Source organism: Finegoldia magna, assembly GCF_002243175.1.
Lineage (GTDB): Bacteria > Bacillota > Clostridia > Tissierellales > Peptoniphilaceae > Finegoldia > Finegoldia magna_J.
On record NZ_NDYF01000010.1, the window covers coordinates 172313 to 196431 of the forward strand.

General features: G+C 31.3%; 23 protein-coding genes. 5 read left to right on the plus strand and 18 right to left on the minus strand.

Annotated features, from left to right (window positions below; translation table 11 throughout):
- Position 1: 1 nt before the first annotated feature.
- From greA to B9N53_RS04105, 18 genes are all read right to left on the minus strand, one after another.
- The gene (greA, locus tag B9N53_RS04020) at positions 2-481 is read right to left on the minus strand and encodes a transcription elongation factor GreA (RefSeq protein WP_094203791.1); all 480 of its coding nucleotides are present in this window, start codon (positions 479-481) and stop codon (positions 2-4) included.
- Between the two features lie 82 nt (positions 482-563).
- Complete coding sequence (gene dusB, locus B9N53_RS04025; RefSeq protein ID WP_094203792.1) at positions 564-1496, minus strand: tRNA dihydrouridine synthase DusB; 933 nt, start codon at positions 1494-1496, stop codon at positions 564-566.
- Complete coding sequence (locus B9N53_RS04030; RefSeq protein WP_094203793.1) at positions 1489-2277, minus strand: type III pantothenate kinase; 789 nt, start codon at positions 2275-2277, stop codon at positions 1489-1491. Before B9N53_RS04030 ends, dusB begins: the two co-directional genes overlap by 8 nt.
- 5 nt (positions 2278-2282) lie before the next feature.
- On the minus strand, positions 2283-3881 hold the full coding sequence (locus B9N53_RS04035; RefSeq protein WP_094203794.1) for a CTP synthase: 1599 nt from the start codon (positions 3879-3881) through the stop codon (positions 2283-2285).
- 14 nt (positions 3882-3895) lie between these two features.
- Positions 3896-5950, minus strand: coding sequence for a glutamine synthetase III (locus B9N53_RS04040; protein ID WP_094203795.1), 2055 nt, complete (start codon positions 5948-5950; stop codon positions 3896-3898).
- A 117-nt stretch (positions 5951-6067) separates the two neighbouring features.
- A complete protein-coding gene (locus B9N53_RS04045) occupies positions 6068-6529 on the minus strand; it encodes a DUF5673 domain-containing protein (RefSeq protein ID WP_094203796.1) in 462 nt (153 codons plus the stop codon).
- Positions 6529-8442 (minus strand): ATP-dependent zinc metalloprotease FtsH, encoded by a 1914-nt coding sequence (gene ftsH, locus B9N53_RS04050; protein ID WP_094203797.1) that lies wholly within the window; start codon positions 8440-8442, stop codon positions 6529-6531. Before ftsH ends, B9N53_RS04045 begins: the two co-directional genes overlap by 1 nt.
- Positions 8442-9002, minus strand: coding sequence for a hypoxanthine phosphoribosyltransferase (hpt, locus tag B9N53_RS04055; protein WP_094203798.1), 561 nt, complete (start codon positions 9000-9002; stop codon positions 8442-8444). Before hpt ends, ftsH begins: the two co-directional genes overlap by 1 nt.
- The gene (gene tilS, locus B9N53_RS04060) at positions 8992-10347 is read right to left on the minus strand and encodes a tRNA lysidine(34) synthetase TilS (RefSeq protein ID WP_094203799.1); all 1356 of its coding nucleotides are present in this window, start codon (positions 10345-10347) and stop codon (positions 8992-8994) included. Before tilS ends, hpt begins: the two co-directional genes overlap by 11 nt.
- 37 nt (positions 10348-10384) lie before the next feature.
- Positions 10385-10807, minus strand: a complete 423-nt coding sequence (locus B9N53_RS04065) for a S1 RNA-binding domain-containing protein (RefSeq protein ID WP_094203800.1) — start codon at positions 10805-10807, stop codon at positions 10385-10387.
- A gap of 68 nt (positions 10808-10875) precedes the next feature.
- Positions 10876-11250 (minus strand): FtsB family cell division protein, encoded by a 375-nt coding sequence (locus B9N53_RS04070; protein ID WP_094203801.1) that lies wholly within the window; start codon positions 11248-11250, stop codon positions 10876-10878.
- Position 11251: 1 nt separating this feature from the next.
- The gene (locus B9N53_RS04075; protein ID WP_094203802.1) at positions 11252-11497 is read right to left on the minus strand and encodes an RNA-binding S4 domain-containing protein; all 246 of its coding nucleotides are present in this window, start codon (positions 11495-11497) and stop codon (positions 11252-11254) included.
- Positions 11484-12374, minus strand: coding sequence for an HAD family hydrolase (locus B9N53_RS04080; RefSeq protein ID WP_094203803.1), 891 nt, complete (start codon positions 12372-12374; stop codon positions 11484-11486). Before B9N53_RS04080 ends, B9N53_RS04075 begins: the two co-directional genes overlap by 14 nt.
- Before the next feature lie 34 nt (positions 12375-12408).
- Positions 12409-14166, minus strand: a complete 1758-nt coding sequence (pyk, locus tag B9N53_RS04085; protein ID WP_094203804.1) for a pyruvate kinase — start codon at positions 14164-14166, stop codon at positions 12409-12411.
- A gap of 12 nt (positions 14167-14178) precedes the next feature.
- A complete protein-coding gene (gene pfkA, locus B9N53_RS04090; RefSeq protein ID WP_094203805.1) occupies positions 14179-15138 on the minus strand; it encodes a 6-phosphofructokinase in 960 nt (319 codons plus the stop codon).
- Between the two features lie 9 nt (positions 15139-15147).
- A complete protein-coding gene (locus B9N53_RS04095) occupies positions 15148-18633 on the minus strand; it encodes a DNA polymerase III subunit alpha (RefSeq protein WP_094203806.1) in 3486 nt (1161 codons plus the stop codon).
- Between the two features lie 64 nt (positions 18634-18697).
- Positions 18698-19615 (minus strand): DNA-binding protein WhiA, encoded by a 918-nt coding sequence (gene whiA / locus B9N53_RS04100; protein WP_094203807.1) that lies wholly within the window; start codon positions 19613-19615, stop codon positions 18698-18700.
- A gap of 4 nt (positions 19616-19619) precedes the next feature.
- Positions 19620-20024 (minus strand): NUDIX hydrolase, encoded by a 405-nt coding sequence (locus B9N53_RS04105; RefSeq protein ID WP_002836712.1) that lies wholly within the window; start codon positions 20022-20024, stop codon positions 19620-19622.
- A gap of 163 nt (positions 20025-20187) precedes the next feature.
- Between B9N53_RS04105 and B9N53_RS04110 the strand changes: the two genes are divergently transcribed.
- The 5 genes from B9N53_RS04110 (at position 20188) to B9N53_RS04125 (ending at position 24079) form a co-directional block, all read left to right on the plus strand.
- Positions 20188-21267: a 5-bromo-4-chloroindolyl phosphate hydrolysis family protein gene (locus tag B9N53_RS04110; protein WP_094203808.1), complete on the plus strand. Its 1080-nt coding sequence runs from the start codon at positions 20188-20190 to the stop codon at positions 21265-21267.
- Positions 21267-22385 (plus strand): toxic anion resistance protein, encoded by a 1119-nt coding sequence (locus tag B9N53_RS04115; protein ID WP_094203809.1) that lies wholly within the window; start codon positions 21267-21269, stop codon positions 22383-22385. The genes B9N53_RS04110 and B9N53_RS04115 overlap by 1 nt, the downstream gene beginning before the upstream one ends.
- Positions 22386-22477: 92 nt before the next feature.
- Entirely contained in the window at positions 22478-23323 is an 846-nt protein-coding gene (locus B9N53_RS04120; protein WP_242432396.1) for a DUF1576 domain-containing protein, read from the plus strand.
- Positions 23314-23742, plus strand: a complete 429-nt coding sequence (locus B9N53_RS09295) for a DUF1576 domain-containing protein (protein ID WP_242432397.1) — start codon at positions 23314-23316, stop codon at positions 23740-23742. The genes B9N53_RS04120 and B9N53_RS09295 overlap by 10 nt, the downstream gene beginning before the upstream one ends.
- Positions 23735-24079: a hypothetical protein gene (locus B9N53_RS04125; RefSeq protein ID WP_094203810.1), complete on the plus strand. Its 345-nt coding sequence runs from the start codon at positions 23735-23737 to the stop codon at positions 24077-24079. The genes B9N53_RS09295 and B9N53_RS04125 overlap by 8 nt, the downstream gene beginning before the upstream one ends.
- Positions 24080-24119 lie beyond the last annotated feature (40 nt).

The window sequence follows — 24119 nt, forward strand, 5'->3', positions numbered from 1 at the left end:
TTTATCCTTTCTTTACAGTTAATACCTTTAATTCTACGATTCCACCTGGTGTTTCAACTGTAGTAGTGTCACCAACTTTTAGGTTTAACAGAGCTTTTCCAGTTGGAGATTCGTTTGAAATTCTACCTGAAAAAGGATCAGATTCTGCTGTTCCCACTATTTTATATGTCATTTCTTTGTTTGACTTTAAGTTTTTGTAAGTTACTGTTGATCCAACTGTCACAACGTCTTTTTGATTTTCGTCATCTTGAATTACTTTTGCATATAGTAGCAAGTTTTCAAGATAGTTAATTCTTTCTTCTACTTGCGCTTGTTCATTCTTAGCTTCATCATATTCTGCATTTTCAGATAGGTCGCCAAATCCTCTGGCAACTTTGATTTTCTCAGCTATCTCTGTTCTGCGAGTAGTCTTTAAAAACTCAAGTTCCTCTTTGTGTTGATCTAATCCTTCTTGAGTTAATAAAAATTCTTTATCTGCCATAATCTATTCTCCTTATTTTAACCATATATTCTAAAATTATATAACAAAAGGCATAATTGTCAAGTTTTCACTATATGATTAACTATTCATTTTTAAATTCATCTAGTATTTTGTATATTTCAACAAGGTCAGTCAATTGATTGATTTTGTTCTTAACTTTATTAGAATTTCTAAATCCTTTCAGATACCATTGAATATGCTTTCTCATTTCTAAAATCGCTCGTTTTTCTTCATAAAATTCCAATTTCAATTGCATGTGTTTTTTGATTGTGTCGATAACTTCTTCTTTCGTTTTGATTTCATCATCACTAAAAATAAATGGATTTTGCATCGCACCTCTTGCCAACAAAACTCCATCGCAATTTGAGTATTCCATATTTTTTCTAATGTCTTCTTTTGTAAAACAATCGCCATTGCCAAATACAGGTATGTCTACATTTTCCACTAATCTTTTTATATGTGACCAATCAGCTTCTCCTGAATAAAACATTTTTCTAGTTCGAGCATGTAGTGTAATATAATCTACTTTCAATCTATCACAAATTTGTCCAAGCTGCATATAATTCATGGAGTTTTCATCGATTCCAAGTCTAAATTTTACAGAAACTGGCAAATCAGTATTGTTCTTACAAGCTCTTATAACATCTTCAGCTAAGTTCAAATCTCCCATTAAAGCTGATCCGTCACCGTTTTTGAAAATTTTCGGTGCAGGACATCCCATATTTATATCAATTGATTTGAAATTGTAATTTTCCGTCAGAAATCTTGTTGCATAAGCAATGATTTCTGGTTCATGTCCAAATATTTGAACAGATGTATTGTTCTCTCTTGGATCTGTATCTAGAAGTTTCTTAGTTTTCTTATCATTATAGTAAAGTGCTTTGGCACTTATCATTTCTGTAAAGCACAACCCCGCTCCCAATTCTCCACAGATTATTCGAAATGGAATATCTGTAACTCCAGCTAATGGTGCCAAAAACAAATTACTATTTAAGTTCAATTTTTCTTTAATCATTTCTATTTAATTCGTTAATAATTTTTAAGCCATCTAAAGTGATTAGTTTGTCAATAATTGTAATGTACTTTGATTGTTTGGCAATCAAATAAGAAAAACCACCAGTTGCAATAATTGTAACTTCATCTTTTGTTTTGTGTTTTTCTTCTAGGATTTTTTCAATTATATAATCTATTAATCCTATAAATCCAAATACAACTCCTGATTGCATACTTTTTACGGTGCTATCTCCAATAACTTTATCTGGCATTTCTATTTCAATCTTTGGTAGTTTTGCAGTCTTCATAAATAATGCTTCTGATGAAATTGCAATCCCCGGAGCTATTGCTCCTCCCAAATATTCTTTATTTTCCGAAATATAGTCGAAAGTAATCGCCGTTCCAATATCTACAATAATAACTGGAGTAGAATATTTTTTACAAGCACTTACTGCGTTGATTATTCTGTCTACACCGACCTCTTTTGGACTTGCGTATTTATTAACTATTCCCGTCTTTATATTTTCATCTACTATTAACGGTTCAATTCCCAAATATTTTTTTACTGCCTTTGGTATAGTTGGCATCAGATTTGGTACTACAGAACCAATAATAGCTTCTTTTATATCTGATTTTTTAACGTTTGAATATTCCAAAGCTTGTCTTAATGTTAGAGCGTATTCATCACTCGTTTTTCTCAAATCTGTAGATATTCTCCATTCAAAAATCAACTCATCATCTTTGAAAATACCCAAAACAATATTAGTATTTCCAATATCTATTACAAGTAAAATATCTTCCACCTTCTTTATTTGTTTTCAATGGATGCTTTTATGAATCCATCGAATAAAGGATGAATTTTGTTAGGTCTTGATTTGAATTCCGGATGGAATTGGCAACCTAAGAAGAATTTATTTTGTGGTATTTCAAGCATTTCTACCAAGTTATATTGGTCATTAATTCCTGAGAATACAACATTATTTTGTTCAAATTGTTCTCTGTAGTCGTTGTTGAATTCGTATCTGTGTCTGTGTCTTTCTTGTATGAATTCTTCACCGTACAATTCTTTTGCCAAAGATTTATCTTTCAAGTGACACTCGTAGTTACCAAGTCTTAATGTTCCACCTATATCTTCAATATCTCTTTGTTCTTTCATTAAACTTATTACCGGATTTTTGCAATCAGCAACAACTTCTGCCGTATTAGCATCAGCTAAACCAAGTATATTTCTAGCGATATCTATTGCTGCGATTTGCATTCCTAAACAAATTCCGAAATATGGCATATTGTTTTCACGACAGTATTTTGAAGTTTCAACCATTCCTTCCATGCCTCTGCCACCAAATCCGCCTGGAACGATAATACCATTCAATCCTTCAAATGATTCTTTGATATTGTCTTTGTTTAATTCTTCGGAATTAATCCAACGAATGTTTACTTTGTGATTGTTTGCATATCCAGCATCTATCAATGCTTGTTCTACAGAAAGATAAGCATCGTGAAGTTCTGTGTATTTTCCAACTAAACCGATATTTACAGTTTCAGTTGCTTTTCTGTAGTTTTCAATCATTTTTCTCCATTTTCCATCTTCTTCGCCCTTGGATTTTAGTTTCATTTTTCTCATGATATATTTATCCAAATTTTGTTCTTGGAATTTCAATGGAACTTCGTAGATAAAGTCAACATTAAATGATTGAATAATAGCCTCAACTGGAACATCACAGAATAATGAGATTTTTTCTTTTAATTCATCTGTAACTATTCCCTCACTTCTAAGGATTATTACATTTGTTTTTATTCCCAAACTCATCAATTCTTTATAAGAATGTTGTGTTGGTTTTGTTTTTAGTTCATTGCTTCCAGGAATTGTTGGAACTAAGGTTGTATGAATGAATAATACGTCTTCTTTTTCGTTTTCAGCGTGGATTTGTCTGATTGCTTCCAAGAATGGCAATGATTCAATATCACCTACAGTTCCGCCGATCTCTGTTATAACAATGTCTGCTTGTGATTCTTCAGCTGCTTTATACACCGCTTTTTTTATTTCATCAGTAATATGCGGAATAACTTGTACGGTTTTGCCGTTATAATCTCCACGTCTTTCTTTCTTGATAACGTCGTTGTAGACTTTTCCAGTCGTAATATTAGATCTTTGAGTTAATTCTTCGTTAATAAATCTTTCATAATGGCCTAAGTCTAGGTCAGTTTCTGCTCCGTCTTTTGTTACAAAAACTTCTCCATGTTGATAAGGACTCATAGTACCTGGGTCTATGTTCAAGTACGGGTCAAATTTTTGCATGAATACAGAAATCCCTCTATCTTTTAGCATTCTTCCAATACTTGCTCCGCTAATTCCCTTACCTATACCAGAGACAACTCCTCCAGTAATAAAAATAAATTTACTCATTACTCCTCCTATAACTATATTAATGATGAATATATGTCTTGAATATCACACAAACTATAATTTTCTTTGTAGACAAATTTTTCAAGACTGTCGTGTATTTCTCTGATTTCTTCAATTAATGGACTAATTTCATATTGAAAATATTTAGCCTTATCGTATTTAGATTCAAAATCAGATTTTTGTATCATTTCTTCCAAATTATTTCTTTTGTCAATAATTTCATTCAAACCATTTTTCAATTTTTCTTGTGTAGAATCCAAACTATTAATTCCACATTTTTCGATTAAATTGCTGTTTTGAATAAGTTGCTTTGAGAAAGCATTAATAACAAATTTATCTAACATATAAATCAAAGTCTTCGCTTCAATTCCATGAGTTGTTATTACATCTTCCAATCCAACATCGTAGATTGCATGTAATTCTTCCTCACTTAGTATACCACAAAAATCCTTGATAGATTCTTCTGAAATTAAGGAATACAAAGAATCAAAATAATGAACTAAATCCAATAAACCTCTCTTCTTTGCTTCTTCTCTCCAAAGTTCTGTGTAGTTGTCTTGTCTGTACAAAATATGTTTGTGATTTTTCAAAATATTGACAACTTCTGATTTAATAAATTGTTCTATATTCTCATTTTGAGATTTGTATTTTTCATATACTCTTTTAATTGCATTTGCATACATTGTATTTAAAACTATGTTCACATCGCTTGCACTATTTGAAGAGCCTAACATTCTAAATTCAAATTTGTTTCCACTGAAGGCAAATGGACTTGTTCTATTTCTGTCTGTCATATTTGGTGGAATGTAATCAAATCTATTTATCGAAAATTCAGGATAATTTCTGACAATTTCTTCTTCATTCATAAGAGAGTTAAATGTTTCTTCAATATCTTGCCCCAAATCCATAGATATTATTGATGGAGGCGCTTCATCTCCTCCTAATCTATAGTCGTTGGAAGTAGTTGAAGATGCGGATCTTAAAAGTGCTTGTGATTTGTCTACAGCTTCTATCAAACATGCTGTGAATATCAAAAATACAAGGTCATTTTCCATATCAGCTTTTGGTGAAAATACATTTCTACCGTGATTTGTAACTAAAGAGTAGTTATTGTGCTTACCGGATCCATTTACTCCTTTAAATGGTTTTTCGTGCAATAAGCATACTAAATGGTGTTTCCTTGCAGTAGTTTTAAGTATTTCCATAACTAAGTGGTTATCATCTACGGAAATATTCGCATTTTCAAAAAGAATCGCTACTTCGAATTGATTTGGAGCAACTTCGTTATGTTCTGTCTTTGCGTATATTCCAAGCCTGAATAATTTTTCGTCAAAATCTTTGTAGAATGCTTCAACTCTTTGTGGAATTGAACCGAAATAATGGTCAGTAAGTTCTTGTGATTTTGGTGCTTGTGCTCCTAAAAGTGTTCTTCCTGTATTAATCAAATCTATTCTTTGTTTGTATACATTTTCATCTATTAAGAAGAATTCTTGTTCTAATCCGATTTTGACTTTCATTCTGTAGCAGTGTTCATCAGAAATTTCGTTGTAAAGTTTTGTAGCGTAATCTGACAAATAGTCCAAACTTTTAAGTAGTGGTAATTTTTTGTCTAGTGTAGTCCCATCATAAGATACAAAAACCGATGGTATATACATTATGTTGTCTACTATAAAAGTGTTAGATGTGCAGTCCCAATAAGTATAACCTCTTGCTTCAAATGTTGATCTAATTGATCCTGTAGGAAATGATGAAGCATCTGGTTCTCCTTTAATTAATTCTTTTGCTGAAAATCTATTAATTGGAGTATTATCGTCTCCTCTATCCAAAAATGAATCGTGTTTTTTTGCTGTTAATCCATTTAACGGTTGAAACCAATGGCAAAAATGAGTGGCTCCTCTTTCAATCGCCCATTTTTTCATCGCATGTGCAATTATTTCTGCTGTTTCAATATCAAGTAAGTCTTCTTTTCTAACTGCGTTTTTCCATTTTTGATAAATCGGAAATGGTAATGAATCTTTCATTTGTTTTTTATCAAAAGTGTCAATCCCAAAAATTTTGTTTGTATCCATAATACCTCCATGTATTAAAATAAAAAAAATTGGCAATCAAAGAAAGCCAATTTATGAAAAACAAAAATAGTGTTTTTTTTATTATATTTAATCACAGTTTTGTTGTCAAGTATTTTATTATTTTTTCTTATTCTTTTTTATGATTACTTGCATTTCAGAAGCATCACTTGGATTGATAGGAATAAGTTTATTAGTAGCTTTGGAATTTTTCAAAGTTAATTCCAAAAATCTCTTGTCTTTTGAGTATTTCCATTGTTTTATGTCTTCATATTCAGCCAAAAAACCATTGAAATAAATTCCCTTATCTGTGAATGAGATTTTTTCGAATGTTAAATAAATGAATATAACCCCGAGTAATATATAAATTAAAGGGAACCATGTTTTTTGTTGGTAAAGATATAGTAATCCCAATATTACGATTGAGTATGATGCAACCATCATCAACACTCTTTTTCTTTGGTTAAAGTTTTTGATAACTCTACCAATATTTTTTTTGACTTTGTATACATTGTACATTTGCTTTAATCCAAAAAGCAAAATCAAAATATACATCACATTAATTATATTTTGTGCGTTCATTATTTCTCCTGATTATCTATGTTGTTTTCTATTTCTTCGTCTTTTTTTCTGACGTTAACTAATTCTTTAGGTTCATTTTCGTGAATTTTTGTCTTAGTGTATTTGTCAAATATAGCTTCGAATTCTTCTTGTCCAATAGTCTCTTTTTCTAAAAGTCTGTTCGCCAATGCATGTAACAAATCGATGTTTTCATTTAAAATATTTAAAGCCTTATTGTATGCTTCGTCGATTAGTTCTCTCATTTCAGAATCAATTTCATAAGCAATCTTGTCAGAATATTGTTTGTTCTTACCAAGCTCTTCACCTAAGAATACCTCAGCGTCATCTCCACCGTACATCATAGGTCCCAATCTTTTACTCATACCATATTTTGTTACCATTGCATGTGCGATTTTCGTTGCTCTTTCAATATCGTTACTTGCTCCAGTGGAAATATCGTCCAGTACAACTTCTTCTGCGGCACGTCCACCTAATAACGAAATCAATTTGTGTTGCATTTGTCTCTTAGTCATAAACTTCGCATCTTCTTGTGGAAGATATGCTGTAAATCCTCCAGCTCTTCCCCTAGGAATAATTGTAATCATGTGTACTTTGTCATTATCTTCCAAAAATCCAGATACAATGGCATGTCCAGATTCATGATAAGCAGTAAGCACACGTTCTTTTTCGATTACAACTTGTGATTTCTTTTCTGGACCTGCAATAACTTTTATGGATGCTTCTTTGAATACTTCATTTGAAATTTCTGCTTCATTATCTCTTGCTGCAAGAAGTGCCGCTTCATTGCACAAGTTTTCCAAATCAGCTGGAGAAAAACCTGTAGTTGTTTTTGCAATATTTTCCAAATCCACATCTGCTTTAAGTTTTTTGTTTTTAGTGTGAACTTTTAATATTTCCAATCTTTCTCTAACGTCTGGAAGTCCCACATAAATTGTTCTGTCAAATCTTCCAGGTCTCAACAACGCTTTATCCAAAATATCAGGTCTATTAGTGGCGCTCATTACAATTACGCCTTCATTTTTGCCAAAACCATCCATTTCAACTAATAATTGATTCAACGTTTGTTCTCTTTCGTCATGGCCACCGCCAAGTCCTGCTCCTCTTTTTCTACCTACTGCATCAATCTCGTCGATGAAAATGATGCAAGGAGCGTTTTTCTTAGCTTGTTCAAACAAATCACGAACTCTTGATGCACCGACACCAACAAACATTTCGACAAAATCAGAACCAGAAATACTGAAAAATGGAACCTTAGCTTCTCCTGCAACTGCTCTTGATAAATATGTTTTACCAGTTCCTGGAGGACCAACTAACAAAACACCTTTAGGAATTCTAGCGCCAATATCAATATACTTAGAAGGATTTTTCAGAAAATCTACTATTTCCATCAATTCTTCTTTTTCTTCTTTTAATCCCGCTACATCAGCAAACACAACTTTTTCCTTGGAATCTTGGTTGAGTTTTGCTTTTGATTTTCCAAAATTCATCGCCTTAGAGTTTCCAGAGTTTTGTGTTTGATTCATAAACATAAACCAAATTATTCCAAGCCCAACTATAATTAATATTGTTGGCATTATATCCACATACCATGGTTTGCCAGGATCTTTTTCCGTCTTCAAAACTATCTTATTATTTTCAACAGATTCTTTAAGATAATTATTGTAAAAAACTTCCCACATTTCTGATGGCATATACATTCTGAAAGGAGTACCCTTGCTATCTTTCAGAGTTCCTTTTATATCGTTTCCTCTTGCCACAATTTCTTTAACATTATCTTTCTTGACGTTTACAATCATTTCATTGACTGTAAAATATTTTGTGCTCAATGTATTGTTTTGAGTCATAGTCACAAAAAAAGCTATTAAAATAATTGGAACAAGGTAAATCGCTAAACTTTTAGTTACCTTTTTCATTAAATCTCCTTTTCATAAAAAGATTTCTTCAATACGCAAATATCTTCAATATTTCTAAATTGTTGAGCAAAATCCAATCCGTAGCCAACTATAAACTCATTTGGCACAGTGAATCCTTTGAATTGAACATCAACTTCGTTAGTTCTTCTTTCAGGTTTGTCAAGAAGAGTTGCTATCTCAACCGATTTTGCTTTTCTATCCATTAAGTTTCGAACCAAGTAATTTAATGTGCATCCACTGTCCACAATATCTTCAACTATAAGGATATTTTTTCCGGCAATATCTTCTTCCAAATCTTTGATGATTCTTACAGTTCCACTAGATTCTGAAGAATGTCCATAACTTGATACTGCCATGAAATCTATTCCAACTTCAAGGTCGATATTCAATGCTAAATTACTCATAAACATCGCTGCACCTCTTAGAATACCAACTACAATAAGCTCTCCCTTATCTTTGTATTCTTCAGTAATTTCTTTTCCTAGTTCTCCAATTCTTTTGTCGATTTCTGATTTTGGTATTAGTACCTTTTCGACTGCATCACATAAATTACTTTTCATAAGTCACCTCTATAACTAAAACTTCTTTACTGTTAGAATTTTTCATGTACAAATTTGATCTTTTCAACGACAAAATAGCATACACATTTTCGTCATCGCTAAAAATAGGATAATTATCGCGTTCAATCTGTAAAACTTTATTATCAATAAATACATCTTTAATTTTCTTAGTAAATCCTTTTAATTTTATTCTATCTCCATTTTTCCTTTGTCTTAAAATAAGATTATGCGATAGAATTTCAGAATCAAACACCATTTTGTTTCTTGAAGGTTTTACATTAGTATCTTTTGTTAAGTAGCTATTAATCTTGAAGTCTCCAAAATTAATTTCCCCAAGTTCAAATTTTACACTTTGACTTTTTTTATTGTTTAGATTTTTCCTAATTATTACTTTATCATAACTTTTGAAAAAACTGTAGTCTTTAAATACATATTCGCTACCATTTTTTAAATCAAATAATTCTATAATATCGTCTATATATACCATTCTAATGTCTTGGTTAGAACCATTTAATTCAATTAAAAGTTTTCTGATTATGTTTCTTTTAACAGATGTCTTTTCTTTTTTGAATAAATCAACATCTATAGAATATTCACTGTATTTTTGATTGACTAATGTTTCGTATTTTAATTTCGTAACATCGTCAATTATTTCTTTGGAATCTTTTAAAATATTTATAGTTCTATATATCGATTCATTTATAGAACTGTTGAAGTTTTCTTGAATATAAGGCAACATTTCAAGTCGAATCTTATTTCTTTGGACATCAGCCACGAAATTTGTCTCATCAGTTACATATTCAATATTATTTTCATCAAGATAATTTAGGATTTCGCTTTTCGAAACATCCAATAGTGGTCTTATTATATTCTTGTTTCGATATTGTATTCCACACAATCCATCAATTCCACTTCCTCTAAATAAATGTAAAAAGAAAGTCTCCACTTGATCGTCCAAATGGTGGGCTACAGCAATCTTATTAAGTTTTTCTGATTCCAAGATTTCGTTGAAGCAATTATATCTTAAAATTCTACCGCTGTCCTCCAAACTAATAGAATTATCTATGGAAAATTGTTTCATATCTACTTTTTTTGAAAAAAATTGTATATTTTTTTCTTCAGATATTTCCCTTGAAAATTTTTCATCCCTAAGTGCAGCATCTCTGTAAGAGTGATTAATGTGGCATGTTTTTATTTCAAAATCCAAATCATCTTTTAGTTGATATAAAACATTGAACAAAAACACTGAATCTGCTCCACCTGATAATCCAATCAAAATTTTATCGTTTTTTTCTATTAAATTTTCTCTTATAATAGTGTTTTTTATTTTACGTATTAAATCCATACTAATAAAAAAGCCGCATTAATCTGCGGCGTTACTCCTAATTATACTTTTTCTTCTTTGAAAACTTTTTGTTTTCTCTTTGTCTGATGGAATCTAATCTTTCATTGCTTTCTTTCATAAATTTTGAAAGTAAATCATCAAAAGTTGATTCTTTAGAAGATTCTTTGTTTGAATTCTTATCATCATCTGAATAAGTTTTCTTAGAAAATTCTTTTTTGTGTTCTTTTTTCGGAAGACATTCCTTTATTGAAAAGCTAACCTTATTATCTTCAATGCTCATAACTTTGCATTTAACTACATCATTAACTTTTAACACATCTTCAACTTTTTCTATGTAGTCATTAGAAATTTGTGAAATATGAACCAAACCTTTGGTTCCACCTTCGCATTCTACAAATGCACCAAATTTAGTAACACCTGTTACTTTACCTTCAACAATATCGCCCACTGATATAGACATACGCAATATCTTCCTCCTAATATAATACTATATACCAGTATATACTACTAAAAAAACGGTGTCAATAATTATTTATCAGACTTCTTATCGAAAGTTGGTGATGGCGTAAAATTCGTATCTTTTTTTGGTTTTTCCTTTTCATCCTTGATCAAAACTTCATTTGGTTTTACCATTCCTAATTTCTCCCTAGCGTATTTTTCAATCAATTCAGGATTGTCCAAATTTTTGGAATCGTCAGATAATTTCACTATTTCTTTTTCAAGTTCAGCTTTCTTTGTTTGTTGTTCCAACTTAACATTATTTATGTTTCTGATTTGAATTTGTTGTTTAAAAATTGTAAATAACAAAGTAATACAAGCAAAAATAGTTATCGCTGAAACAATTATTCTAAATTTATTAACGTTTCTTCTTCTTTTTCTTATCTGATTTTCCCTGGCATTCATTTTAATCTCCTAAAGTTTCAAACATTTTATCTGCATCGTCTTTCTTAGGATTATCTATTAATTCTGTAACCTTTGCCTTCAAAACCGATTGAGCAAAACTTATTTCAATTATATCTCCGACTTTTACGTTGTCTCCAGGTTTAGCGATTTTGTCGTTGATTTTCACTCTTTGGGATTCACAAGCAGTCTTGGCTACAGTTCTTCTTTTAATAATCCTTGAATTTTTTAAAAATTTATCTAATCTCATCTATTTCCTTATTTTCTATTTCTTCTAGTATTGATTTATAATCCAAATCTGATTCTACATTCTTATATATTATTTTATCATGTTTTTTAATGATTGCAGACTTCATTTTATCATTTCGATATAAACAATAAATATCACAATCTTCTATATCATCATTAAACGAATCTCTGTCGATAAAAAACATCGCTTTTACAAATTCCTTTGACTTTCTTTTGATTTTGTAAACGCCATTTTTTTCTTTTTCAAATGTTTCCAATACAAGTTTAATATCTTGCAAATTATCGACAATAAAATCAGCTTTGTCTTGTTTAAAATTAAATCTATCCTCTCTTCTGGCAATCACTGTTAATCCTGCGTTTTTCGCAGATTCAATACCGTAATCTGAATCTTCAATTGCAACTGCATCCTGTGGCCTTACTCCTAAAATCTCACATGTCTTAATGTAAATTTCAGGATTTGGCTTTGATTCTTCAAAATCTTCACCACTAATTATCGCATCAAATTCATCTTTAATATCTAATTCATCTAAAACAATGTTAATAGTGTTTTTTGGTGATGAAGATGCTAATGCAAGTTTGAAGTTTTTTCGTTTTAGTTCTTTTAGTAATGGATAGAAACCATCCATTACTATAGAACTGTAATTTATTTTATCACCCTCGATGTATTTTTTCATCAAACTATATACTTCTTCAGGTTTTCTGTGAAGTTTTGATTCTAAAAATTCATCAGTTTTTTGTTGACTTAAACCAGCAAGAGAAAACAAATCTTCTTCAGATATTTCGACGTCAAAATCTTCAAGTACTTTTTTGAAAAAATCAATATAAACTACTTCGCTATCGATTATTACGCCGTCCATATCAAAAATTACAGTTTTCATTTCCTACCTCTAAGTTTATTGTACCACATTACTGTTATAAAATCTTGGCTGCTCCGCGATAAACTAACCCAGCTATTGGATCAATAGTCAAGATTTCTTGATCTTTGATTTTACTTACAGCATCTTCACATCCTACAATCGTTGGAATTCCCAAATGCAAGCCAACTATTGCAGCAGGTGATGTAAGTCCACCTTCTTCTACAATAATTGCAGAAGCTTTTTGAATATATGGAACGAATTCTCTTTCCAAACTGTACAATACAATTGCATTGCCATCTTCAAATTTAGAAGCCAAATCTTCTACTCCTTTGGCAACTCTTGCTTTTGCAGTGACAGATTTTTTACCAATTCCTGTTCCTTCAATCAAAATATCTCCAATTGTGTGAACTTTTAACAAGTTTGTAGTTCCAGAAACTCCAACCGGAAGTCCCGCAGTAATTATAATTAAATCTCCTTCGTGAACCAAATCTTTTTTGATTCCTGCAGAAATAGATCTATCGATTACTTCATCAGTGTTTTCGCTCAATTCACTAAGAACTGGATGAACACCCCAAATCAAAGATAGTTTTCTCATTACTCCTTCTGATGTAGTTGCTGCAACTATTGGAGATAATGGACGATATTTCGAAACATTTCTAGCTGTTGAACCTGAAGTTGTAGCAACTACAATTGCATTCGCTCCAAGTTGTTCACTAATACTTCTAGTTGCAATACTTATTGCATTCGTAGTTGTAATGTCCAACCATTTCAATCTTTTGTTTGCAGCTTCTTTAAATTCTTCAGAATTTTCAGTATTAATTGCTATATCGTTCATTACTTTTACAGCATTTACTGGATAATTTCCTGCTGCTGTCTCTCCAGAAAGCATAACCGCATCGCTACCGTCCAAAATAGCATTCGCTACATCTGTAACTTCTGCTCTTGTTGGTCTCGGATTTCTAATCATAGAGTCCAACATTTGTGTCGCAGTAATAACTGGTTTTCCAGCTAATGAAGTTTTCTTGATTATTTCTTTTTGAACAATAGGCATAATTTCAGTTTGGATTTCTACGCCTAAATCTCCTCTTGCAACCATTATTCCGTCAGAAGTGTTGATTATTTCGTCCAAATTATCCACGCCTTCTTGTGATTCAATTTTAGAAATGATTTTTATGTCATTTCCGTTATTTTCTTCTAAAATTTTTCGAATATCTAATACGTCTTGTGATTTTCTGATAAAAGATGCAGCTATATAATCAATTCCATTTTCAATTCCAAATTTTATATCTGAAATATCTTTTTCAGTGATCGCTGGTAATTTTACTTTTGAATTAGGAATATTGACTCCTTTTTTGCTCTTCAAAATACCGTAGTTGTTGACTTTGCAAATCACATCTGTATCTTTGATTTCTACAACTTCTAATTCAACTAATCCATCATCTATCAATACTTTTTTCCCGATATCCAAATCATCTGGAAGTCCTCTGTAGCTCACAGAACAGATATTTTGATCTCCAATTACATCTCTTGTAGTTAATGTGAATTGATCACCAATTGAAAGTTGAACTTGATCAACTCCAAAATCTCCCAATCTAATTTCGGGACCTTTTGTATCCAACATTATAGCTATTGGCATATCCAATTCTTCTCTTGCTTGTTTTATGTTTTTTATTCTTTGTAAATGTTCTTCATGACTTCCATGTGAAAAGTTCAACCTACACACATTCATTCCACTTTGCATCAATGTTTTTAAAGTCTCTACAGAGTCTGATGCCGGACCTATAGTACAGACTATTTTAGTTTTCTTTAGCATATTTACTCCTCTCTATATTGAGATTTCCTTAGATATTTCATACAAATCTTCTCTGAATTTTCTTTTTGTTGCTACTGCTTCATCTATTGGAACTGTGATTATCTTGTTGTCTTTCATAGCAATTGCTAAGTCTGTTTTTTCTTCCATTATTAATTTCACAGCTAGATTTCCCATCTGAGTTGCCATCAATCTATCAAATGTGCATGGTGTTCCTCCACGTTGAACGTGACCTAATATAGTAACTTTCGTTTCAACGCCTGTTTTTTCTTCAATCATATTTTTAATATCGTAAGCTCCACCTACTCCTTCAGCAAGCATAATTAAATGATGTAGCTTTCCCCTTTTTCTTCCTCTTTCGATTTTTTCTGTAACTTCATCTATATTTAATTCTACTTCTGGAACTAGGATTGATTCCGCTCCCGATGCTACTCCTGAGTATAATGCAATATCTCCACAATTTCTTCCCATAACTTCGATAATGTTTGCTCTACCATGGCTTGAAGATGTATCTCTTAATTTCGATATAGCATCACTTACTGTTTCAACAGCCGTGAAAAATCCAATTGTATAATCAGTGTATCCCATGTCATTATCAATCGTACAAGGAATTCCGATCGTGGAGATTCCTATTTTACTAAGTGCACTTGCCCCTTTGAATGAACCATCTCCACCTAGAACGACAAGCCCATCTATTCCGAAATCTTTTAAAATTTGTGCTCCCTTTTTTTGACCTTCTTCTGTTTTAAATTCATTACACCTTGCTGAACCTAAAATAGTTCCGCCTCTGTGAATAATATCTGCAACGGAAGACACATTCATTTCGTAAATATTTCCGTTCATAAGACCGTCATATCCAGACCTTATTCCCATTACTCTTATTCCATTGTATATACAAGTTCTAGCTATTGAACGAATACACGCATTCATGCCTGGTGCATCGCCACCACTTGTTAGTATTGCTATTGTTTTCATATTTACCCTCTATTTTAAAACTACATTTTCTCTTCCTAATAATGAAACTAATTCATCAATAGTATCATCTTCACAAGAAATTCTAAATTCATTGCCTAGCAAGTAGTTTTGTTTTTTTTCTTCAAAAAATATATTTGATTGAGTATTCCCTTTGCTATTAAGCAGTATTGGTTTGACCTTATCCAAGATATAACTTGGCATATTTTTTGTAATTCGTAAAAATAGTTTTGGTTCTGTTTCATCTAGTTTTTCAACGCTTGAAATAGATTTTATACTTTGAATGTTATCTACCAAAATTTTTGGATCTTCACCTTCAATAATATTAAGTCTACCGGTTACAATTAAAATCTCATCCTCATTTAAAATATCGGAATATTGTTCGTACTTTTGTGGAAAAACTATTAGCTCCATAGTTCCATACAAATCCTCAAATTTCACAAATTCCATTATTTTTTGGTTTTTTGTAAATTTTTTATTAATTGATTCAACAATTCCTACGACTTTGACTCTTTTCCCGTCGAAGTTTTTTTCATTGTAGGCATCATCTTCCAAATCTCCTGTAGAAAAATTAGAATACTTTCCTATAATATTTGAATACGCCCTTAAAGGATGGTCTGATAAATATATACCCAATACTTCTTTTTCCATTCTCAAAAGTTCTGATTTGTCGAATTCTTCTCTTCTAGTGAAATCGTCACGATCATCGTCATCGTTTGACTCAAACATATCAAACAAATTAGATTGTCCAGGAACGTTGTTTTTTAATCCCGATTGAACTGAGTCAATGATAGATTGGTATTGAAGCATTAGTGTCGCTCTAGTTTCCCCTAGAGATGTAAATGCTCCAGCTTTTATTAGCGATTCAATAGATCTTTTATTTATAGCTGATTTGTCCTTTGCATAAATTCTTTCCACAAAATCTCTGAAACTTTTGAATTTACCATTTTCATTTCTCGAAATAATTGTCTGATCGATTAAGTTCGTTCCTACATTTTTTATAGCTTTCAATCCATAAATTATAGAATTATCTTCAACATCAAACTTATCCAGACTGTAATTGATATCAGGTGCCTCAATTTTTATGTCAAGTCTTCTTGCTTCTTCAATATACAATGAAAGTTGTGAAGTATTACCCATAACTGAAGATATAAGTGCAGCTAAGAATTCGACTGGATAATAATATTTTAGCCAAGCCGTTCTCATTGCAACTAATGAATAAGCTGCAGAGTGAGATTTGTTGAATGCATACTTTGCGAAATCTATCATTAAGTCGTAGATTTTATTTGCAACATCTTCTTCAACACCTCTTCTAATTGCTCCCTCAATCAGAATATTGCCATCTTCATCTTCTTTTCCAAAGATAAATTCTTTCCTACCATCTTCCATGACCTTCATTTTTTTCTTGCTCATCGCACGTCTCAAATTATCCGCTTCGCCCAAGCTAAATCCCGCAATTTTTTGTACAATTTGCATAACTTGTTCTTGGTAGACAATCGTACCATAAGTCGGTTTCAAAATATCTTCAAGTAATGGAGATAAATATTCAACATCTTCTTCGTTGTGTTTGTTGTGAATATAAGTTGGAATTTCATTCATTGGACCAGGTCTAAACAAAGCATTAGCCGCTATCAAATCGTCAAATTTAGTTGGTTTTAATTCTTTTAAAAAGTTTCTCATGCCTTGAGATTCAAATTGAAATATTCCCAAAGTTTGTGCAACTGTAAACATCGACAAAACTTTCGGATCATTTTCGTTCATATCTTCAAAACTTACATCTATGTCTTTATTTTTTTTGATATATTTCATGCAATCACTTATTACTGTTAAAGTTCTAAGACCCAAAAAGTCCATCTTCAACAGACCAAGTTCCTCAAGTTCTGTCATATTGAACTGTGTAATTACTGCATCTTTGTTAATTGCCAACGGAACGTATTCCATAATTGGAAGTTTGGAAATAACCACACCTGCAGCATGAGTTGATGTGTGACGTGGCATTCCTTCAACTCTTCGTGCAACGTCTACTAGTTTTTTTACATCACGGTTTTCTTCATAAGCTTTTCTAAATTCTGGAGAAATCTCAAGGGATTTGTCTATATTAATATTTAGAAGATTCGGAACTTTCTTTGCAGTGTCATCCACAGTTTTGAAATCCATGGCAAGAACTCTTCCAACATCTCTAATTGCATTTCTTGCTGCCATAGTTCCAAAAGTTACAATCTGGGCAACCTTATCTTCGCCATACTTATTTACGACGTAATCTATTACCTCTTCTCTTCTTTCATAACAAAAATCTATATCGATATCTGGCATAGAAACACGTTCAGGATTCAAAAATCTTTCGAAAATTAAATTGTAATCTAGTGGATTGATATCTGTAATTTCTAAGCAATAACTTATAATGCTTCCCGCCGCAGAACCACGTCCAGGGCCAACAGGAATATCTTGTGATTTTGCAAATCTAATAAAATCCCAAACGATTAAAAAGTAATCGACATACCCCATCTTTTCAATTACAGATAGTTCATATTCGCATCTTTCTTTCGCTTCTTCTAATCTGTCATCATTTGCAAATCTTTTTTCTAATCCATCAAAGACGAGTTTTTTCAGATAGCTACTGTTTGTAAAGCCGTCAGGAATTGCAAAATAAGGCAGATGAAGATTACCAAATTCAAGTTCTACGTTACACATTTCTGCAATTTTTTTCGTGTTTTCAATTGCTTCAGGATAATCTATAAACAAATCTCTCATTTGTTCTTCACTTCTTAAGAAAAATTCTCCTGGAATGTAGCTCATTTTATTTTCTTCTTCGATTGTTTTTCCCGTTTGGAGGCAAATCAAAATATTGTGTATTTTATAATCTTCTTTTTCAATATAATGAACATCATTCGTACACACAAGACCAATGTCTAATTCATTTGCTATTTTTGGAATATTTTCCATAACAACCATATCTTCTCGTGACGAATGGTTTTGTAATTCTAAGTAAAAATCTTCTCCGTAAATATCTTGTAATTCCTTTGCGACATCTTTTGCCTTGTCGTATCCATATCTAATCAGAGATTCTTGTACTTCTCCTTTCAAACACGCAGACAAAGCAATGATTCCCTCAGAATATTTTCTCAAAGTATCTTTATCTACTCTTGGTTTATAATAAAATCCTTCAACATATCCAAGTGACACAATTTTCATCAAATTAGAATAACCTATTTGATTTTTAGCCAAAAGAACTAAATGATTGTAGAATTTATTTTCTGGATTTTTGATTTTATGATCCTTATTAGTAGTGTAGATTTCACAACCAATAATAGGTTTTATATTTCTTTTTTTGCATTCCTTATAAAACTTTACTGTTCCAAACATACTACCGTGATCAGTAATAGCGATGGCTTTCATTTGCAATTCTTCAACTTTATCCAAAAGTTTTTCGATTGGAGAAAATCCATCAAGTAAACTGTATTCTGTATGAACATGTAAATGCGTAAACGTATCTATCATTTCAAACTCCTTTAGCCTTATTTTATAATAATTTAGCTTATTTTAAAAGAAAAATTGCTGACAATTATAAATCATCAGCAATTTTTTTTAGTTTATTAAGTCTGTAACTAACTCCAGATTTTGAAATCTTAGGAGTCATCATCTCTCCTAATTCTTTTAGTGAAACATCTGGGTTTTCTATTCTGGCATAAGCTAGTTCTAACAATAATGGGTCTAGCGATTCAAGACCAATTGTATTTTCAATTTTTTCAATAATAAGCTTTTGTTTCAAAGCAGCATCCACAGTTTTATTCAAATTTGCCGTTTCAAAATTAAATCTTCGGTTTACATTATTTTTGATATCCTTGAAAGCTCTGACATTTTCAAGTTTTAAGACGCTATTATAAGCCTTTGTTAAGCTCAAAAAATCAGAAATGGCTTCAGCTTCTTTTATATACAATACATAATTTTCATTTCTCTCAAAAATAGAGGATTTTATTCCAAAATTATGAAGTATATCTTTAACTAGGTTACCAACATTTTCATGCTTGAAAATCATCTCCAAATGATACATTTTTGATGGGTCATAACAAAAACCCGTACCCAAAAAAGCTCCTTGTAGAAAACTAATTTTTTTAATATTAGAGTTGATGATTTCTTCGTCAATTCCCAGATCGAAGTCAAAAGGACTTGTTGAAGTATGCGTATCTTCACAAAATTGTTTGGATATCTTGTCATCAATTAATATTTCGTAGATATTTTTCTTGCGAAGATTGTTGTTGTGAATAACTTTAATATCACACTCATAATTGTAAAGTTTTTTCAAATTAGAAAATATCAATCTTGCAACGGGATTACTTTCTGTCTTTAAAGTAATCTTTACACCCAATGAATTGTAATTTAAAGTTCCGATTGTCTTAGTAAAAGCTAATAGCATTGCCAAAACATCGTAATCATCAAGATTACTTATTATTTCAGTTTTAATATCAGATGAAAAGCTCATATCTTTACCTTTTTTCTATAAATGATTTAGCTGTTTTTATCATATTTTTTTCTGCGCTGTGACGCACATATCTTAAAGCTTTGTCGAGATTCATAAAATCTCCTTCTGCAAAGCCTTCTTCTCTTTGTGGGATAATATTATTATCTTTCGTTACCATATAAAAATAGTGAACTGTTTTAAGAACTTTTGTACCGTCCATGTGTCTATATTTGTATTTTACATATCCAATATACTTAACAATCTCAGCTCTTAGTCCCGATTCTTCAAAAACTTCTCTAATTGCAGTTTCTTCTAAACTTTCTCCTTTCTCTACCCTACCTTTAGGAAGAACCCATTCACCACGGAACTTTTTAAGCACAGCAACATTACCATTATTGATAACAACCCCACCTGCACTTATTTCTTCCATATATCCTCCTGTATTTTATTTTAAAAATCTAATACTATTATAAACTGAATTTAAAATATTTAAAAGTCAAAGCAAAATTTAAAAAATAATTTGAATTTTTGTAAATAAAATTCATTTAATTTCAACTACTATATATGATACAATAGTAATAGGAAGGTGTAAAATGAAGAAAAACAAATTAGAAGAATATATAGATAACGCTATAAGTGACAATGATTTTTCAAAAGTTGGTGAAATAATAGAAAAATCTATTGATATGGCGTTGGATTTATCAAAAAACGGTTTAAATGTAGTTATGAACACATTTAATCTAAAGCCTAAACCGAAACAACAATATCTGGCAAACAAAGACTCTAAATTAGTAACTCAAAAAAAGATTAATCCAAAAAGTTATTTTGCACTAAGAAATATTAGTTATGCTATAGGCGCTATGACTTTATTTGGCTCTGTCTCATCGTTGACCCATAGTTTACCCGATCTGTTTTCTGGTATTATGGTAAGCTTAGCTTTTGGTGTTGTGGGATTTTTGTCAAATATTCACGCATCAAAATTACAACGATTTTTAAGATACAAAACAGAAATTGGAGACAATAAAATTTTAAGCGTAGAAGATTTTGCATCGGCTGTTAATCTTCCTGTTGAAAAATGTAGTAAGGAACTAATTTATTTCATAAACAAAAGATACTTCCCTCAAGCTCGTGTTGTGGAAAACGGTCATTTGTTTTTGTTAGATAGAACAAGCTACGAAGCATACAAGGCTCATTACTTAGATGAAAGCAAATCGGAAGAAAATCAAAAAGAGATAGAATCAAACAGAGATATTACTAATTATATTACGATAACTGAAAATTTAATCACATCTATTAAGGATTTTGATTTCAAACAAGATGTCATTAAATTAAAAGATTTGTTAGTGTCGATAAATAATCAAATTCAAAACGACAATTCTGATGTCAATGGACTTAACAAATTCGTAGATTATTACACTCCAACTGCTATAAATTTGGTGAAAAATTATATTCAATTTGAGAACGAAAAGAACGATATAATAAGTGTAGAAAAATCAAAAAACGATATTAAAAATGCTATTCAAAATATCAATAAAGCTTTTTCAAAGTTATTAACTGATTTATATAGCGATGATATTTTGAATATTAACTCAGAAATAGAAGTTATGAATACTTTGTTGTCACAAGATGGATTGATTGAGAAAAATACTATGTTTAAGAGAGGTGCTGAATAATGGAAGATAAACCTATTAAATTGACTTTAGATGTAGAAGAACCTACGCTTGATGAAGTAAAAGAAGATGAAGTTTTTTACCCAGAATTTGAACAAAAAGTTAACCTTACTCCTGAAGAGCAAAAAACAGTTGATGAATTTGTTAAACAAATTGATTTATCTAATTCCAACATAGTTTTACAATACGGAGTTGGAGCACAAAAGAAAATCGCTAGTTTCTCTGAAAAAACATTAAATTCAGTAAAGACAAAAGATTTGGGAGAAGTTGGTAATCTTTTATCTTCCGTAGTTACAGAATTAAAATCATTTGACGAAACTGAAGATAAAGGTGTGTTTGGATTTTTCAAAAAAGGCGCCAACAAAATTACTGCATTGAGAGCAAACTACGAAAAGGCTGAAAAGAATGTAGATGAAATTTCAAAAATTTTGGAAAATCATCAAATCACTTTGATGAAAGATATTTCATTATTAGACCAAATGTACAAGCTAAACGAACAATATTTCAAGGAATTAAGCATGTACATTCTTGCTGGACAAAAGAAATTAGATCAAGTAAGAAATGAAGAACTTCCTAATATGCTCAGAGAAGCTGAAAATTCTCCGAACTCAATCACTGCACAAAAAGCAAATGATTTGAGAGATTTGGCTACAAGATTTGAAAAGAAATTGCACGATCTTGAACTTACGAGAATGGTAAGTTTACAAATGGCTCCACAAATAAGAATGGTTCAATCTTCAAATGCTGTCATGGTTGAAAAAATCCAATCTACAATAGTAAATACTATCCCTATTTGGAAAAACCAAATGGTTTTATCATTAGGCGTTTACCATAACTCTCAAGCAGCAGAAGCTCAAAAGAAAGTTACTGATTTGACCAATGATTTGTTGCGTAAAAACGCTGACACATTGAAGATGAGCACTATCGAAACTGCAAAAGCAACTGAAAGAGGAATCGTCGATGTAGAAACAATTAGACACACAAACGAACAACTCATCAGTGCATTAGATGAAGTCCGTAATATTCAAATCGAAGGTCATGAAAATAGACTTAAAGCAAAACAAGAATTAATGGCAATGGAACAAGAATTAAAAAACAGACTATTAAATAAGCCTAATTAATTTTTATGGAGTGATATATTATTATCGCTCCTTTTTTGTTGAAAATTGCACTTCTTTATAATAAAATATACTAAATTATAAATGGAGGTCTTATGAAAGAGAAAGAAAAAGTTTTTCACTCAAAGGGAATTTATAAACTTCTTTACACATTGGCCGGTTTGCTGATGGCAGTAGCATTTTTGTTTAATTCTCCCACAGAAATTTTTAACGGTTTGATAACTATAATTAAAAGTCCTTGTACTTTAATTACTGACTATATGTATTTGGCAAACATTGGAGCTGCGTTTTTTAATGCCGGTTTAATTTGTTTATTGTCAACTCTTCTATCACATAATTTTAAGGTTGTTATTTCCGGTCCAGGAGTTGCGGCTATCTTCACGATGACTGGGTTTGCTTTTTTCGGCAAAAATATTTTCAACACAATTCCAATAACTATTGGAGTGTTGATATATGCGAAAATAGAAAACACATCAAGAGCATCCGTAATACTTCCTGCATTATTTGGGAGCGCATTGGGCCCTTTAATTAGCGAAATAGCATTCAATTCTAGTCTATCCCCTGTGCATTCGATTATAATAAGTTACATTGTCGGAATAAGTATAGGAATGATAATGGTACCACTTTCTGGAACTTTTCTTAGATTTCATCAAGGTTATAACTTATACAATATGGGATTTACAGCAGGAATTGTAGGAATGCTTTATGTAGGAATTCTGAGAATGTTCAATGTAACCATAAAATCTGTTAATTTAGTATACCCTGTCAATGATATTAGAATAATAATATTTTTGTATTTGCTATTTATTTCAATATTTTTATTGGGATTTGTAAAAAACAATTTGTCTTTTCATGGATATCAAAATATAATGTACAATTCTGGTAGATTGGCGACAGATTTTATAGCTCTTGATGGTTTAATATGGGCATTATGGGGCTAATAGCGACGACCTACATCATTATTGTGGGTGGAAATATAAGTGGTCCAGTAATTGGCGGTATTTTTACCGTGACAGGTTTTTCTGCATTTGGTAAACACCCTAAAAACACTATACCAATTTTAATCGGTGTATTCTTGGCATCAATATTAAATACAGTTAATCCACTATCGACATCAAGTCTTTTGGCAGCGTTATTTGGAACGACTCTTGCTCCAATTGCTGGTGAGTTTGGATTCTTCAGAGGTATTTTAGCTGGATTTTTGCACATGGCTATGGTTTTAAACATAGGAGTTGTTCACGGCGGAGTTAATTTGTACAATAATGGCTTTTCAGGAGGATTTGTCGCAGGAATTTTAGTTCCTGTATTTAGTGAAATGGATAATTTTTTAATGAGAGTGAGGTTAAAAAACGATGATTAGTAACGAAGAGAAAAAAGCAAAATTAATCGTGTCGGAAATTTTAAGTTATTTTTTCATGTACGACACAAAAAGTATAAGAATTGATTCGGAATTCAAAGACGATAAATTAATAATTATTGCCGAAGGAATGCCAACAAAAACACCACAACATCTTGAAGATATGAAAAGACTTATTAATGTAAGCAGATCTCCTCAAATTGAAGATTATTATGCAAATTTGTTGGGATGGGAATCAGATTATAACGATATAAATCTTCTTGGCTCTATGGTTGACTCTGGAATAATTTCTTACGATGGAAAAATATTGAGCTTTTATGTAGAGAGAAATTTAATTTAGATTTAGTTTAAAAAAGGTAGTGTGAAATCTCACACTACCT

Bases quoted from the DNA above. Each gene is read 5' to 3' on its own strand.
- greA (WP_094203791.1), bottom strand. From the start codon at position 481: ATGGCAGATAAAGAATTTTTATTAACTCAAGAAGGATTAGATCAACAC.
- dusB (WP_094203792.1), bottom strand. From the start codon at position 1,496: ATGATTAAAGAAAAATTGAACTTAAATAGTAATTTGTTTTTGGCACCA.
- B9N53_RS04035 (WP_094203794.1), bottom strand. From the start codon at position 3,881: ATGAGTAAATTTATTTTTATTACTGGAGGAGTTGTCTCTGGTATAGGT.
- B9N53_RS04040 (WP_094203795.1), bottom strand. From the start codon at position 5,950: ATGGATACAAACAAAATTTTTGGGATTGACACTTTTGATAAAAAACAA.
- B9N53_RS04045 (WP_094203796.1), bottom strand. From the start codon at position 6,529: ATGAACGCACAAAATATAATTAATGTGATGTATATTTTGATTTTGCTT.
- ftsH (WP_094203797.1), bottom strand. From the start codon at position 8,442: ATGAAAAAGGTAACTAAAAGTTTAGCGATTTACCTTGTTCCAATTATT.
- hpt (WP_094203798.1), bottom strand. From the start codon at position 9,002: ATGAAAAGTAATTTATGTGATGCAGTCGAAAAGGTACTAATACCAAAA.
- tilS (WP_094203799.1), bottom strand. From the start codon at position 10,347: ATGGATTTAATACGTAAAATAAAAAACACTATTATAAGAGAAAATTTA.
- B9N53_RS04065 (WP_094203800.1), bottom strand. From the start codon at position 10,807: ATGTCTATATCAGTGGGCGATATTGTTGAAGGTAAAGTAACAGGTGTT.
- B9N53_RS04070 (WP_094203801.1), bottom strand. From the start codon at position 11,250: ATGAATGCCAGGGAAAATCAGATAAGAAAAAGAAGAAGAAACGTTAAT.
- B9N53_RS04075 (WP_094203802.1), bottom strand. From the start codon at position 11,497: ATGAGATTAGATAAATTTTTAAAAAATTCAAGGATTATTAAAAGAAGA.
- B9N53_RS04080 (WP_094203803.1), bottom strand. From the start codon at position 12,374: ATGAAAACTGTAATTTTTGATATGGACGGCGTAATAATCGATAGCGAA.
- pyk (WP_094203804.1), bottom strand. From the start codon at position 14,166: ATGCTAAAGAAAACTAAAATAGTCTGTACTATAGGTCCGGCATCAGAC.
- pfkA (WP_094203805.1), bottom strand. From the start codon at position 15,138: ATGAAAACAATAGCAATACTAACAAGTGGTGGCGATGCACCAGGCATG.
- B9N53_RS04095 (WP_094203806.1), bottom strand. From the start codon at position 18,633: ATGATAGATACGTTTACGCATTTACATGTTCATACAGAATACAGTTTA.
- whiA (WP_094203807.1), bottom strand. From the start codon at position 19,615: ATGAGCTTTTCATCTGATATTAAAACTGAAATAATAAGTAATCTTGAT.
- B9N53_RS04105 (WP_002836712.1), bottom strand. From the start codon at position 20,024: ATGGAAGAAATAAGTGCAGGTGGGGTTGTTATCAATAATGGTAATGTT.
- B9N53_RS04110 (WP_094203808.1), top strand. From the start codon at position 20,188: ATGAAGAAAAACAAATTAGAAGAATATATAGATAACGCTATAAGTGAC.
- B9N53_RS04115 (WP_094203809.1), top strand. From the start codon at position 21,267: ATGGAAGATAAACCTATTAAATTGACTTTAGATGTAGAAGAACCTACG.
- B9N53_RS04120 (WP_242432396.1), top strand. From the start codon at position 22,478: ATGAAAGAGAAAGAAAAAGTTTTTCACTCAAAGGGAATTTATAAACTT.
- B9N53_RS09295 (WP_242432397.1), top strand. From the start codon at position 23,314: ATGGGGCTAATAGCGACGACCTACATCATTATTGTGGGTGGAAATATA.
- B9N53_RS04125 (WP_094203810.1), top strand. From the start codon at position 23,735: ATGATTAGTAACGAAGAGAAAAAAGCAAAATTAATCGTGTCGGAAATT.